Genomic DNA, 14612 nt, shown 5'->3' on the forward strand with positions numbered 1-14612 from the left:
GCTCAGAACCCCTCTGATGCCGGGCGCAGGTCCAGCTCATGGGTCCAGGTGGACTGCGGTTGATGAGCTAACTGCCAGTAGGCCTCGGCAATCTCGTCCGGTTTCATCATCTTCGACGGATCCAGCGAGTGCAAATCCCGCGAGCGGGGCGTATCAATGATCCCGTCCAGAACGACGTGCGAGACATGTACGCCAGCCGGTTGATATTCACGTGCCAGCGATTGTGTCAGCCCGCGCAAGGCGAACTTGGCCGACGCAAATGCGGAAAACCGTGGGCCGCCGCGCAGCGACGCTGTGGCCCCGGAAACGATGAGCGCGCCACCACCGCCGCGCACCATCGGTTGCATAACACATTGCCCCAGCACGACCAGAGATTGCACCATTGATGTCCACGTTCTCTGGTAGTCCTCCAATGTGGTTTCGGGGAATGGCGCGATCACCAGCTCAGCCGTACTGTGTACCACGATCTTCGGCGGGCCATGCGTGGCGATCAATTCAGAAATCACTGGCGCAACCGCACTCGGATCGGACAGATCGACCTGATGAAACGGCGCGATCGTTTCCTGCGGCTGCGTCCGTCCAAGACCAATGGTCGTCATGCCACCTGCCTGAAACCGCGCGAGAAGGGACTGGCCAAGGCCAGTCCCCGCACCGGCGACAATCGCCAGAGGTTTGTCAGAATTCATGAATCACACCGCCGGTGGTTGAGCAAAGGGCAGGTGGCCGGTTTTCATCCAGACCTTCGCCCCGTCTGGGCCCGCGACTGCAGACAGCGCTTCGCCTTCAGGCAGGCGCAGCCAGTCGTCCTTTTTCAGAACGTCACCGCCTGAGGTCAGCGATCCGCCAATCATCAACAGCTCGATACCACCTGGCGCATCCGAGGTAATCTCGGTGCCTGCATCAACATGGCTGTAGGTGACAACCTCGCGGTCATCCTTGTGCAGGGTCGCAGTGGCAACCCCGTTTACGGGTGCGGCCAGTTCGTCAGCCATGGTTTTGCGGAACTGATTGCGGTCATCCATGTCGAACTGCCAGAGTTTGACGAAGATCGTGCAGCCGGGTTCCGAGCCGGGCGTATGCTCAGTCGTTGGGGGATTGCGCACATAGGTGCCTTCGGGAAAATCGCCATGCTCATCCTGAAAGACGCCGTCCAGAACGATGAATTCTTCACCTCCTGTATGGGTGTGGGCCGAAAACTTGCTGCCGGGCGCATAGCGCACAATGGTGGTGGCGCGGGCGACTTCGCCACCAATTCGGTCCAGCATGCGCCGGTCCACACCCTTCATGGGCGAGGCCTGCCACTCAAGCTGAGCAGAGTGAACAACGACACGCGAAGAGAAGTCCGAGTTGAGCTCCATGGGAGAGGTCCTTTCAACTTAAATGGCAGTTCTCGCTTAGGCGGCGATAGACGGACGGGCCGCCATCTTAGCACGCCAAGCTTGCAGGTTGGTCAAGGCTTCAGGAATTTCAACTTTGGCAAAATCGGCGAACGCCAATCCTGCAAAGGCAGTGATATCAGCTACCGAGAATGTGTCTCCGGCCAAGTATTCATTTTCGGCGAGAACCGAGTCCAGATAGGCCATTGTGTTTCCGGCGACCTCTTTCTGTTTATTGCCCCATTCGGCGCATTGATAAGTTTCAAGATCGGGGCCCAGCCCAGATGTAGCGTGGTGGAAGTAGGTGCCGACCGCATTCAACAGACCGTTTTCCGCGCGCAGGTTCATCATCGAGATGCGGGCGCGCTCTTGCGCAGTCACGCCGGTCAATGATGGGCCATCGAAGGTTGCGTCAATATATTCAGTGATCGCGTTGCATTGAGCGATGTGCGAACCATCTTCCAGTTCCAGACAAGGCACCGCTGCATCGGGGTTTTTGGCTTTGAACTCAGGCGTGCGATGTTCGCCGCCCATCACATCCACAGGGATGAATTCAACTTTGTCTGACATGCCTTTTTCAGCCAGCGCAATGCGGATACGTGCAGGGTTCGGCAACCCTTCGACATCATAAATCTTCATCTGAGTACCTCCGTCGGGAGTTGCAATGCTATCTACCTATCGATAGGTAGATAGCATTGCAACTCCTTTTTTGCTCTCGTTAACAAATGTTCTAATTCAGCATGTTACGATGTTCTCACTGATTTGCGTTGGCGCTGGTTCACTTTTTAACGCCGGACTCAGCAAAACGGCTTCGGTATCTGCGCCATAAGCGGAGGCACCAAATCGTACCGCGGTGGGAGTTTTCGAGAACCGTGCAACAGCGTCGGCCTGCCGCAGTCGGCCAGCCAATGGACGATCAAATTCCAACTAGGTCTTGTTCGTGCAGATTTGCGGATGTTCAGGCATCTGTGCACGGGTCAGGGCTGGCCCACACCCATGTAGCTCCACTAGTTCCATTAGTTGTACAGCGTCTTTGGCGAACCCATAAACACCGCAGCGAAAGCGAACTTTGTCCGCGCACCTGACCTCCGACGCCGACCAGAGTTCGCAAGCGCAGCGAATGGCGGGTCTGACGGGCCGCACCGCGGCATCACGATCCTTGGCTCAAGGTGCGGAATGGGCCGCATTCGCTCAGCCCTTGTCGGGTAGGACCGGTCAATTGATTGTGTTCAGAAGACTTGCGGGATGCGTTTAGTTTCGTAAGCTAATCGCAAACAGAGGCAGGATATGGAATGAGCTGGACCGAGTATCTCGACACCCATCAATCGCGCTTTGTCGAAGAGCTATCCGACTTCATCCGTATTCCATCGGTGTCAGCCAAACCCGAGAACGCGGGCGATGTTCGAAAAGCCGGTCAGTGGGTGGTTAACCGATTGGTTGCGGCGGGAATGGAAAACGTCCAGATGATGGACACCGCAGGCCATCCGGTGGTCTGTGCCGATTGGCTGCATGCCGGAACCGATGCGCCCACAATCCTGATCTATGGTCATTTCGATGTGCAGCCAGCCGAACCATTTGATCTCTGGTCATCGCCTCCGTTCGAACCGACGATCCGTGGAGACCGGATTTACGGGCGCGGTGCGACAGACGACAAGGGTGCCATGCTCATCCCCATCCTTGCGGCCGAGGCTTTGCTGGCAGAGACCGGGAAACTGCCGGTCAACGTTCGGTTTTTCTTTGAGGGCCAGGAAGAGATCGGATCTCCCGACCTCCCACCTTTTATCGAGGCAAATCTCGACCGGCTTCAGGCCGATATGATCTTTTCCGCGGATGGAAGCCAGTGGGACACCGAAACGCCGCAGTTGGTTCTGGGTCTGAAAGGTCTTACTTCGCTTGAGATCTTTGTACAGGGCGCAAAGTCCGATCTACATTCCGGTATGCATGGCGGGGGTGTCGCGAACCCGGCGATGGCATTGGCCCAATTGTTGGCCAGCATGAAGTCAACCGATGGTCGGATCACCGTGGATGGCTTCTACGACGATGTCGTCGAGTTGACGGATGAGGACCGCGCGGCGATTGCGCGGGTGCCATGGGATGAGGCGGCTTATCTGTCCCAGACCGGTGCTCCTGCGACGCTGGGTGAACCGGGATACACAACACGCGAAAACCTGTGGGCGCGTCCGACGCTTGAGGTCAACGGGCTGACCAGCGGTTGGCAAGGTGAAGGTACAAAGACCGTCTTGCCCGCAGTTGCCTCGGCCAAGATCACCTGCCGGCTGGTTGCAAACCAGAACCCCGAAAAGATCTTTGAGTTGATCGCCGCCCATGTTGAGGCTTTTTGTCCCCCGGGTGTTACCGCTCAAGTATCGCGCAATCCGGGGCGCGCGGACCCGTTTCTTGTGCCAGCGGGGCACAATGCCACTGCCGTCGCGGGGCAGGTTCTCGAAGAAGTCTATGGGAAACCCGCTTACAAAACCCGCGTTGGAGGCCCGATTCCGGTGATGTCGACGTTGCTGCATGAGTTGGGGTTACATGCCGTCATGTTTGCGTTCGGTCACGAAGATGAAAACCAACATGCCCCGGATGAGTTCTTCCGTCTGCCAACTTTCAGACGTGGCCAGACAGCCTACGCTCGGCTAATGGAACGACTGGGCGAATAGCCAGCCCAGCGTTGGCGGATCATGGAATTCCAAGATGATGCGTAGCATTTCAGTTCCGGAAGGCGCCCAAGGCACCGGATGCTGCGCTATGGAGGGACGGCCGCTTCGAGATGGGGGGCTTTCTCAAAGAAGGCAGGTCCTGGGGATGTCATTTTGCTTACGCCACGAACTGCATGACCATCCGTTTGAGCCCTGGTAAACGGCTACCATTGGGAATTGGAACGACAAAAAGCCGACCTTCGATAAGAGCGCACAAAGGTTGTCTTACACCAACCCGTTGCGGTGTGGATCGCTCAGAATGCGAGCGTATTCTCGCAATGATCTCAACTCATTCGCTGTTTTGCGTACACTGACCATGATCTTCGAGGCTTTCCGATCCATGTACGGACAGTTCATACTTCATGGTGGGGAAATGTAGAGCAAGCGTCCAGACTTCGTTTTCTTTGATATGGATAAAGGTTACACCATCAAGGCCATGCGCGATCGTCGCAGACCCTTTGATGTCATGAAACACTATTTGCGCGTCTGCGCCGTCTTCGGGTTGTGAAATTCTGATCTCAGCGCTTGTTACATCTGATGAGCAGTGAAAATCCATTCCGCTTGCAGCGGCACTCGAAGCACAGGCTACGCCGCTCATCAAAACCAGTTTTCCCAGCATAATACACCTCGTTTCATGTTTTCGTCTTACGACCATCGAACACGTCGTTTTCTACAGTGCTCACTTCGGGTTTGCCGAAGCTGACGCTAATCCTCAGCCCGGGATCGTTGTTATTGGCTGAAATCTTAGCGCCATGTCGTAGAGCGACGGCTTTGACCAGCGCCAGACCCAGACCGTTTCCGCTTTCCTTGCGATGCCCATCGACGCGGTAGAACGCGTCGAATATCTTATCAAGAAGGGGGCCGGGCACGCCAAAGCCATTGTCTGAGACCTCCAGCACCACCGAGTCGTTGCTGGCCACAAGCGAGACCCGTATCCAGGCCTCGGGTGGGCAGTATTTGATCGCATTGTTGATCAGGTTGACCAGAAGTTGCTTCAGCATCTGCTCGTCACCCCGGACCAGTATGGTATCGGCGTTGAAATCCGCTGTGATGTTCATCTGCTGATCTTCGGCCACGGGCAGGAAGGTCTCGACCGCATCAGCGACCAGGGCGCTCAGATTAACGGTCGAGAACGGCCGTCTATAAGTACCTGCTTCGATCCGCGATATCCTGAGAATGGTGTCGAACACGGCGCTGAGCCGTTTGAGCTCTTGTTCCAGTTCAAATAATTTTGGCCGTGGGTCGCCGCCATATTCCAGCTCCGCAAAAACCTGCTGCAGTGCCAGAAACCCGTGGGATAGAGGTGTCTTTAGATCGTGGGCGATGGTGACGGCAGTGGTCTGCGTGCTGATTATCAAACTGGACAACCGATCCAGATGACGGTTCATAAGGCGTGATACCCGATCAATCTGATCGTTAAGGCTTGAAACCGGAAGGCGGGCCTCAGTATTCCCTTTGGAAACCATGTCGAGTGTTTTTTCAATGCGCCTGAGCTTGCCGTAGCTGTAATAGCTTACCCAATAGCCAAGCCCGAGAACGACGATGGTGGTTGCAATGGTGAGGAGCACCAGGCTTTCCCATAGAGTGGTTAATGCCTGGTTCATCGATGCCATGCTGCGTGCGACTACGGTGCGATACCCGAGGTAGTCGGATGCTCTGAGCAGATAAACAGGGCTGCCGCCCCCGATCTCAACAAAATCAGGGTCAACTTCGTGCCAGCCATTTGTTTCGGGTATCTTGGCCACAGTGCCTGCAAGGGCAGAGTTATGCTTGTCGAAGAGCGCAATTATATGCAGCCTGGTTCGGTTCGGGCTGTTCAGGTGGTCGACCGCGCGCTGGAGCGCGTCTGTGCCGCCATCCAGCAGGATTTCATGCAGCAGCAGCTCCTCTTCCAGAATTTGCTGCTCGAGATTTGCCCGCAGCGTGTCTTTCAGCGCGACATAGGCAGCGTATCCAAACACCGCCGTGATGACCCAGACAACGAGCGCCGCATAGCACGCGGTTCTAAACGGCGCGCCCGAGAAAATACTAGCGCGGTCCATGGAGGCTGTATCCGACATTTCGAATGGTATGCAAAAGCGCGACCTCGAACGGTTTGTCGATTTTGGTTCTGAGACGGCTGATATAGGTCTCGATCACGGTCGAGTTCGGATCGAAGTTGTAATCCCAAACTTGTTCGAGGATCATGTTTCTGGTCACGATCCTGCCCGAGTTGCGCATGAGGAGTTCCAACAACGCGAACTCTCGTGGTTTCAGATCGATCGTTTGATCCTGTCGGCGAACCAGACGTTTCAGCAGATCCATCGACAAATCCAGAACGCGCAATTCCGTCGCCTCCACCCTGTCGGTGCGCCGTTTCAGCACGCTCTGCAGACGGGCCAGAAGCTCTGAGAAGTGAAAGGGCTTGACCAGATAATCATCCGCCCCTTCGGTCAGACCTTCGACCCGATCACTCACGTCGCTAATTGAGGTCAGAAACAACACCGGCGTTTGATTTTGCGCCGCGCGCAGCGCTTTCAATATCGACATGCCGTCCATGCCAGGCAGCACCCGGTCAAGGATAACTGCATCGCATTGGTTGTACAGGCAGTATGACAGAGCATCGCGTCCATCCTCGAACCACTCAACCGTAAACCCGCTGGAGCGGAGCCCTGAGATCACGAACTCTGCGGTTTTGACATCGTCTTCGGCGACTAGAATTTTCATGGTTCCGGCTTTCAATCACATTGCAGAAAGCAACGCTGACGCAACAAGCCCTCGTACGGGTGGTTCAGGCACATTACTGCGCCTGAACCGTTGGCGCGAGGGGGTCATTTATAAACTCAACGTCTCTTCGACGGCTTTCACCTGAAGACGGGCCAAACCCAGATTGGCGGTCTTCTTGTCCAGCGCCACGTAGACGAAGATATTCGGGTTCTTTTCCAGGGGCCTGATCAGATGGAACTGCTTGCCCAGCGTGATGAGGATATCCTCGATCACGTCATTCAGCTTCAGCGCATCGATTGCCTGCAGTTTGGCGCGCACGACTTCCACATTCGCCGCGCCAGCGGTTTCAAGGTCGAACTTGGCGCCACCTTCGGTAGCAAGTGTTAGACCGGTGTCACTGTCAACCAGACAGGCGCCGATCAAACCTTTGATTTCACTGAGTTTTGATATGTCCAAAGACATCATCTTCTCCTTCGTTAAGTTAATACCAGCAACTCTTTTTCTGTCAGAGGTGCCATTTAGCGGCTCAGATTCTTCATTCGCAGGGCCGGTGCCTGGGATCTTGATCTTGTATGTCCGGACCAGCCCAAACCGTTCGCCAAACCGCGTGGCGACCGACAGAGAGCTTTGCTTGTTTTTTTCCATCGTCTTCACTCATCGGTTCTGGGTGGAAAGTTGTTTCCGGGGTATGAAAGCAGCATCGTTTAGAACATCTCTGGCGTGGTCCGCGGCCTTGCGCCCGGAGTCATCACGCTGTTTGTATGGTGCAGCAACGTGTTTATGAGTTGCTCGTCGATCTGCGGAAGCGCTCTTGGCGCGGCGGCACGCCGACGCGGCAAAGCGAGCGTGGTGGCCTGCAACCTAAACGGCGACGCAGGTTGTATCGGCACGATATCCGCAGTCTGCCACAACAGCCGCGCAGCGCTCAGCACCGGCCAATACCCAAACGGTGTCTGACACGCGAGTAGCAGAGAGATCGCATCGCCCTTGTCACTTGCAAGGACGCACCACAGGTTGGTGCACTCAAAGCTGACATATGCGATCGCGCAGATGATGATGCTTAACATGCTTGCCTACGACTCATACAAACCGACAGATGAGTGTAGAGGCGATATTCAGTTTAACTGAATTATTCAGAATCTTTAAAAATATGTAAGATTGGCCTGTGCAGGTCCGCTTATCAGTCAGGTAGCTTTCAAGGTTCCTAAATTATCATTTATTATCGATTACTTAATGGATTTTTTCTACATCTTTCAGCGCAAATCCCTGACGTTACGTAATGATGTCCAGAACTGTGTCCTACAGAATGCAGCGTGCCCTCCCACAATAAATTTGGTTATACAAAATATAAGATTTGACAACCCAAGGGCTAACATTCACTGCTTTCAGCAGTCCGCCAGATCAAAAAATAGGCGACTTCCTCCACTGGGCCGAAACACCTGGAGAAAGCCGCCGCGAGGATTGGCGGGGTTCTTGGAGTGAGTGGCATCGCCAGATGCCGGTGTGCCCCGGTTTGGGCGGGCTGTGGATCCACCAACCCTCGAAGTTCTGCTAATCAATCCACCCGTGCATCATGTGTTTGCTTTCTTGCAGTTACTTTTCACCAAGATCAAAATCATGACAGATTTGCAGGTTCTGGTTCCACGCGTCTACTTCTTGCGCTGCGCCAATACCGCACTCAGCCCATCCGGTATCCAACGTTTCTGAGCGTGACGATCCGCTGGCCTTCGGCCCCGATCTTGCGACGCAACCGGCCAACATAGACGTCGACTACATTTGTCAACGGGTCCTCGTGCACCCCCCAGACAGAATTCAGGATGCGTTCACGCGACAGCACACGGCCTGTGTTGGTAAGAAAGAGCAGCAGCAGATCACGCTCTTTCTTTGACAGCTTGATTTCTTGCCCTGCTACCGAAACCTGAAGCGAAGTCCGATCAAACTTCAGATCTCCGCAGATGATCTCGGTCTCGCTGAGATCACTTGCATACCCGTTGGCGCGGCGATGTAGTGCCTCGACCCGCGCGATCAGCTGGTCGAAATCGAACGGCTTGGGCAGGTAGTCGTCCGCGCCGATCTTCAGCCCTTCGACCCTTTCTTCCGGACTATCCAGAGCGGTCAACATCAGTATCGGTGTCTTCGATTTGCGGGCGCGAAGCTTGCGGCACACATCCTGACCTTGAATACCCGGCAGCATCAGGTCCAGAAGAATAACGTCGTAGGTGTTTGTCGCGGCAAGCTCCAAGGCATCTTCACCATCCGGAGCGTGATCCACCGCCCAGCCCTCGGCGGATAAACCGCGCCGTATGAAATCGGCAACGCGGGCCTCATCTTCGACAAGCAAGATATTCATGACGTGCCTCAACTCTTTCGCTGTTCGAAACTGCGCCGACAAAATCAGGTTAGCCCTGATGTCCGCGCATCAACCCCTTTTTTGCATCGTGCCGGTTTGAACAACTTTCATCCGGGTAGCCTTTGGCAGGGTTATGACGATCCGCAGCCCGCCCTCGGGCCGATCCTGAAGATCGACAGCTCCACCATGCGCCTCGACGATGGATTTTACCACCGGCAGCCCAAGGCCGCTGCCTTCGATACCTTGCCCCGACGCATTCGGGCCCCGAAAGAAACGATCAAAGGCCTGAGATTTCTCTGCCGCGCTCAATCCCGGCCCGTCATCCTCGATGGCTATCGTGCACGAGGCAAGCCCCTCGTCCAGCTTGACCTCGATCGTCGGCCCTCCATAGCGCCGCGCATTCTGCAGCAGGGCCAGCACGGATTGGCGGAGACGCACCTCATCGACCGATGCGATCACTTTGATGTCGGGGCTATCGAACCGAACCGGGTCGGGGAACATTGCGACAGCATCATGAACGATCTTGCGCAGGTCGGTTTGCCTGCGATCCAGCCTCAACTGGCCGGCCTCAAATCGCGCAACGGTCAGCATGTCGTCTACGATCTGATTGGTATGCTTTGCTGAATCCCGAATACGCGCCAGCGAATCCGAGGCCTCGTCGGGCAGGGAATTCGACGTCCGCAGGGTAACATCGGCCTCGCCCAGAATGATGGCCAGCGGGGTGCGCAGCTCATGGCTTATATCCGCCATCAACCGCTTGCGGTTTTCCTCGCCGGTCTCCAGCTTATCGATAAGCTGCTGCAGCTCGGCCGTTCTGGCGGCAACGGTATCTTCAAGCCGCCGCTTCTGTTCGGCGCGGCTGGCCTCACGCGCGGCGAGGCCCTCGGCCATGCCGTTCAGCACGGTGCCCAGCTCGCGAAACTCCAGACTGCCACCAAGATGGACCGGCTCGGAATAGTCGGCCCTGCGCAGGCGACCGATGCCATCTGCCAACCGTGTCAGCGGCTTTCTGATCTGCCGGTTGAACGATACAAGCCCCACCAGCAGGACCGCGATCGCGGCCAGAACGATCACATAGACCAGTCGCTCGTTCCACTGCCGAAAGGCATTAGCCTCGGCCAGAACCTCTTCGACTTCTTCAACCTCTTCATCCAGTGCGGCCTGGATCTTCCGATCAAGCTGGTCATCGATATCCCCATCAAGCAGACCCGCCAGGCGTTCGATTTGGACGAAGGTCTCAATCGGGCTGCCCTCAGCTGACAGGCTTGCAATGGCCGCGTTGACGGATTCAATGTCATCCTCAATCTCATCGAGGAGCTCCAGTTCCTCGATCTCTTCATCGCCCACCATCTGGATTTCACGCGCGATGGTCATACGGATCGCTTCCAGCGTCTGAGTGATCTTCGCCCGTAGTTCGGCTTCACTCACCCCATCGTCCCTATCCCCGATAAGCAGCGCATCGCCGTGCTGTTTGAACAGCCGGTAGAGGTCTGCTTCCAACCTGAGGTGCAGACCGTACGAGTCCTGCGCCAGTTGTGTCCGTGCGTCCCACCAACGGGTTTTTTCGAGGCTGTAAAGGGTCAGGCCCGCCAACCCGCCAAGAAACCCGACGAGAACTATTGCATAGATACCAAACAGGGTAGATGAGCGCATGTCAGACGACCTTTGAGTTCTCTTCCAGATTAAGAGGGATGGTTTCTCCGACCAATATAATCGCAGCACTGGACAAAGCCCGCAGCGTCGCAAGCAAGTCAGCCTGATGGGATTTGCACGATTCCCATCGCACCGAGGCGATGACAATGACATCCGCCCTGCCAAGAACAACACGTGCCAGGTCTAGCGGCAATGTTTGATGCGGTAGCAAACCGTTGCCGTTTTCCGCCAGGCGCTGATCAAGACCGCGCGGCGCGGACAGCAGATCAGACAAGCCAAAGCGCCGCATGACCTCCGATATCCTCCTGTCGACAGGCCGTTTCTGGCACATCAGACTTGCCGATCGGCGTAAACTGCCCTGAAGGCCGATATGATCATCTCCGACAAAACCCACTTTAGGGGTCTTGTCCTGCCCGCTGAAGCGCACGTTGATCCCCGTGCGCCGGTCGAGCCCCGCGATACACCGCGCGATGATCAACGCGTGTTTACCTGTCAGAGTCGAGACGGCGTTATGTCCCGCCATGAACGCGATGGGCGCCTGATCAACTTCTCCGGTGACTTCGATTGCAATGGGGCCGGTGCAGGATGTCGCTTTCCGCAGGACCTCGGGTTCCGACAGCAGCTTCTCGGCCTTTTCGCGCGCCACACGCCATGCGCAATACTGGTCCCATGCCCGGGCGAGCCTCTGCAGCGGATGGGCGACCAGCGCAATGACCGAAAGACAGGCAGCAACCGTGGCTGGCGCTATGCCGGTTTGGCTGGCTTGCCAGAGCATCAGAAGACCGGCAAGGGCCACCCCCATCTGCAGCGTTGCCTGAAGACTGGCGGTTCGCCCCCTTCGTGCCAGCGCATCGTCACGCAGGGATGAGCCCTGAGCGTTCAACCTGCGCAGCTCTCGACCGGTGCGGCCCATCAGGTCCAGTTCCGGCGCAATCGCGATTCGTTCAATCATGGAAATCGCTATATTTGCCCGGCGGCTGCGCAGGTTCCGATGCCGACGTCCCAGATGCCACGCCAAGGCCGCCATCACCACAACAGAGAACCCCAGCGCAGATACGCCGCTGATCGCAAGCGCCGGGCTCAGCACATAAAGAATGGCGGCAGCGCCTGGGATCACTATGGCAGCAGACCACACATCAGGCAGACCGCGACCAAACCAGAGGCGGGCGGCCGAAAGATCTCCAACGAAACGCAGAGACAAAGCCCCCAGCCGACGTTCTTCGTGGCGGGATTTCGGTAGGCGGGCGATCTTCCGATACAGAACCTGACGCAGCGAGATCGCATAGCTCTGGCCCAACGCCTCGGCGCGGTATTGCGATATTAGCAGACACAGCGCCGCGACGGCGCCTGCCATTGCCAGTTGCGCGACGGTTTCCACGGCCAGGACATTGCCACCGTGCAGTGTTGCGAACGCATCCCGGGTGGCAAAGGCGGCAACGGCCAATGCGCCCGCCTGCAGGATGCTGCTGGACACCACCAGGACCGCATCAATGATGCGGTCCCTTGTGGCCAATCCGGGGAGGAGTTTCATGCGGCCACATCTTCAGGTGCACGGCGCATCAGCGGCACGACATGCCGGGTGATGATCTCGGGCGACCACAGGTCTTCGCGCGACAGGATCGGGCGGCCCGTGACCTCGGTGGCTTCGGCAGCGGCCAGGGGCGAGCAACTGACCATGCCCGAAATCGCAAAGGGACTGAGACCCGCCTGATCCAAAACGGTCACACCGCCAAGAGCGCTCAGCGCATCTGGGGCAGCGAATAAGATGCCATCCAGACGGTCGCGAATGCGCGAGGATTGCAGGATGGCCCGGGTTTCCTGTTGGAACACACCATCGGCAATCTCAACCACCACCACCTCGGCCCCGCGCGCGGCGGCGGTGGCAACCAGCGTTTCAAAGCCCGCTTCGATCTGCGCCATCGGCATTCGGTATGTGGTGGCCATCCCGACGTCCGTGAAATCAAGGGCCGGAGCGCCACCGTCCTCAAAACTGTTGAAGTCGCCAAAGGCGCCGGTTCCAGTGGCCTTGATCCCAGCCACGGCAAAACCCGCCCGCATCAGGCCGTGCCCAAGGCTCGACGCGGCGGTTGTCTTGCCCGAATTCATCGAGGCACCAAAAACACCAATGACCGTGACCTGTTCATTGGATGGCAGGCTGGGCAGGGCATAATCCGCCACGTTCATCACCCGCCCATCTACATCCGTCAGCAGGCCGAGGGGCTTCAGCCGGGTGGGGTCTTCCATACGGACGTGGGCCGCGTCCACCCGCCCGGCGACACCGCCACCTGCCACCAAATCAATCAGATCGTCGTCAATGATGGCACTGGCCAGAAACTGATCCGGCGCATAGCGATCCCCCAGGCAAAGGACGACGAAATCGCCCGGATAACTGGCTGAAGCGCGGCGCTCGGCCAATTGGATTTTCTTGTGGTGCCCAATCTCGGCAATCTCGCACAGGATCAGATCACCCGCCTTTGCGGCGTCCATCCGCGTAGAAAGCCCACGCACGTCGGACCGATCGACTCTGCGGGTTGTGAAGGCCCATTTTGCAATGTCGCAGGCTAAAGGAAAGGTTTGGGGAAACTGTGTCATGCTTAACTCCGTGACTGGCTGTTCGATGCCTTCGTTTTGCCAGCGCCATGTGAGAAAAATCGCAAAACCGGATGAAGGGGCGGCGTGTGATCAGATGAACGACAGATGAACGCGAAGCGTCTAGATCAGTCGTCATCCCCATCGTCATCGTCGCCGTCATCTCCATCATCATCGCCGCCGTCATCTCTATCGCGCTCACCGTCGTCGCCGTCTTCGTTTTCGCGCTCGCCTCGACTACCCCCCTCGGACTCGCGCGCGCCCCGGTTGTCTTGTCTGTCCTTCCCGTTGTCACGTCCGCCACGCAGTTCGATGATCGTGATGCGATTGTCTGCGTTGCGATCTATGTCCTGCAGCAATTTCCTTGCGCCCGCCGTCCCAAAGGCAGCAACAAGCTCGTCAAAACTCAGAACACCATCCGCGTTCGTATCCACCGAGCGAAAGCTTGCAGTTTGCGCCTCGGCCGTGCCGACGTGCCCCAACCCGACGCATAGAATACAAGTCAGAAATATAACGCAGACCGCGTGACAGATTGCCCCCGGCCAGCGCTTGGTCCTACATCCATTCCCCGACACAAATGTTCCTTTGCCCATCGGCCCTTCGCGGGAACCAGTGTTTTCTTAACTCCAGTAGGACAATATGGCGTGTGCAAATGAAGCGCGCATATTCAAAAAATGAACAGAAAATGAACGTGCGAGAGGAATTTCAGAAAACGCATTGATGCAATGTCGGTTGGAAAACCTGTTAATAAGGCATCGGCGGCGCGACTTCGCGCCACCATGAAATCTGGCTTGCCTCGGTCGTTAGCTCGATCAAGGACGTGTCTAAGTCAGGTCAGGTCTTCGATCCGCGCATCAGGGGCGTTGCGCTTGACGGATTCGATACCGTTGTCGCGTCCGGATGCACTTGTATAGCTTTCGCTGGTTCCGATAACCTGGCCATTGCTGGCTTCCAGGTTGAACATATGGCCACCGGATTTGGTTTCCTTTCGCTCGTACCTATCGTCGTTCGGAGCGTTTGTTTTCACCGATGCCACGCCGTTTTCGGCGCTGGCCTTTTGGACATACCCTTCACTGGCCAGAATGATCTCTCCATTTCCCGCCTTTAGCCGGAAACGGTATTCTCCGGCTTTGTCTTCGTAAATTTCAAATTTTCCTGCCATGTAAGCCACCTCATTGATGTAGAACCCAAACGCGTCACGACGTTGCGATTTTTGCCAGACAGTCACAAGAAGAAATT

The 14612-nt window shown here is 56.6% G+C and carries 15 protein-coding genes; 1 reads left to right on the forward strand and 14 read right to left on the reverse strand.

Annotation, left to right across the window (positions count from 1 at the left end; genetic code table 11):
• Positions 1 to 2 precede the first annotated feature (2 nt).
• The 3 genes from ACR0J1_RS15645 to ACR0J1_RS15655 are packed head-to-tail and all read right to left on the reverse strand — an operon-like array spanning position 3 to position 2015.
• Positions 3 to 686 (reverse strand): SDR family NAD(P)-dependent oxidoreductase, encoded by a 684-nt coding sequence (locus ACR0J1_RS15645; protein ID WP_480734374.1) that lies wholly within the window; start codon positions 684 to 686, stop codon positions 3 to 5.
• 3 nt (positions 687 to 689) lie between these two features.
• Positions 690 to 1358, reverse strand: coding sequence for a cupin domain-containing protein (locus ACR0J1_RS15650; RefSeq protein ID WP_480734375.1), 669 nt, complete (start codon positions 1356 to 1358; stop codon positions 690 to 692).
• Positions 1359 to 1394: 36 nt separating this feature from the next.
• Positions 1395 to 2015 (reverse strand): glutathione S-transferase family protein, encoded by a 621-nt coding sequence (locus ACR0J1_RS15655; RefSeq protein WP_480734376.1) that lies wholly within the window; start codon positions 2013 to 2015, stop codon positions 1395 to 1397.
• A 653-nt stretch (positions 2016 to 2668) separates the two neighbouring features.
• Here ACR0J1_RS15655 and ACR0J1_RS15660 point away from each other — a divergent pair.
• Positions 2669 to 4036, forward strand: a complete 1368-nt coding sequence (locus ACR0J1_RS15660; RefSeq protein ID WP_480734377.1) for a dipeptidase — start codon at positions 2669 to 2671, stop codon at positions 4034 to 4036.
• 328 nt (positions 4037 to 4364) lie between these two features.
• Here the strand turns inward: ACR0J1_RS15660 and ACR0J1_RS15665 are convergent, their stop codons facing one another.
• The 11 genes from ACR0J1_RS15665 to ACR0J1_RS15715 form a co-directional block, all read right to left on the reverse strand.
• Positions 4365 to 4694, reverse strand: coding sequence for a hypothetical protein (locus ACR0J1_RS15665; protein ID WP_480734378.1), 330 nt, complete (start codon positions 4692 to 4694; stop codon positions 4365 to 4367).
• A 13-nt stretch (positions 4695 to 4707) separates the two neighbouring features.
• Positions 4708 to 6117: a HAMP domain-containing sensor histidine kinase gene (locus ACR0J1_RS15670; RefSeq protein ID WP_480734546.1), complete on the reverse strand. Its 1410-nt coding sequence runs from the start codon at positions 6115 to 6117 to the stop codon at positions 4708 to 4710.
• Entirely contained in the window at positions 6104 to 6781 is a 678-nt protein-coding gene (locus tag ACR0J1_RS15675; protein ID WP_480734350.1) for a response regulator, read from the reverse strand. The genes ACR0J1_RS15670 and ACR0J1_RS15675 overlap by 14 nt, the downstream gene beginning before the upstream one ends.
• 108 nt (positions 6782 to 6889) lie before the next feature.
• On the reverse strand, positions 6890 to 7426 hold the full coding sequence (locus ACR0J1_RS15680) for a roadblock/LC7 domain-containing protein (protein ID WP_480627440.1): 537 nt from the start codon (positions 7424 to 7426) through the stop codon (positions 6890 to 6892).
• A gap of 59 nt (positions 7427 to 7485) precedes the next feature.
• Complete coding sequence (locus ACR0J1_RS15685) at positions 7486 to 7848, reverse strand: hypothetical protein (protein WP_480734349.1); 363 nt, start codon at positions 7846 to 7848, stop codon at positions 7486 to 7488.
• Between the two features lie 611 nt (positions 7849 to 8459).
• On the reverse strand, positions 8460 to 9131 hold the full coding sequence (locus ACR0J1_RS15690) for a response regulator transcription factor (protein ID WP_480752355.1): 672 nt from the start codon (positions 9129 to 9131) through the stop codon (positions 8460 to 8462).
• Positions 9132 to 9200: 69 nt separating this feature from the next.
• Positions 9201 to 10784 (reverse strand): sensor histidine kinase, encoded by a 1584-nt coding sequence (locus ACR0J1_RS15695; protein ID WP_480734347.1) that lies wholly within the window; start codon positions 10782 to 10784, stop codon positions 9201 to 9203.
• Position 10785: 1 nt separating this feature from the next.
• Positions 10786 to 12315: an ABC transporter transmembrane domain-containing protein gene (locus ACR0J1_RS15700; RefSeq protein ID WP_480734346.1), complete on the reverse strand. Its 1530-nt coding sequence runs from the start codon at positions 12313 to 12315 to the stop codon at positions 10786 to 10788.
• Positions 12312 to 13376, reverse strand: coding sequence for a hypothetical protein (locus ACR0J1_RS15705; RefSeq protein ID WP_480734345.1), 1065 nt, complete (start codon positions 13374 to 13376; stop codon positions 12312 to 12314). Before ACR0J1_RS15705 ends, ACR0J1_RS15700 begins: the two co-directional genes overlap by 4 nt.
• A 125-nt stretch (positions 13377 to 13501) precedes the next feature.
• Positions 13502 to 13966 (reverse strand): EF-hand domain-containing protein, encoded by a 465-nt coding sequence (locus ACR0J1_RS15710; protein WP_480734344.1) that lies wholly within the window; start codon positions 13964 to 13966, stop codon positions 13502 to 13504.
• Positions 13967 to 14202: 236 nt separating this feature from the next.
• On the reverse strand, positions 14203 to 14601 hold the full coding sequence (locus ACR0J1_RS15715) for a YegP family protein (RefSeq protein WP_480734343.1): 399 nt from the start codon (positions 14599 to 14601) through the stop codon (positions 14203 to 14205).
• Between the last annotated feature and the right edge of the window lie 11 nt (positions 14602 to 14612).

The sequence above is a fragment of the Ruegeria sp. CJ3 genome (assembly GCF_056536725.1).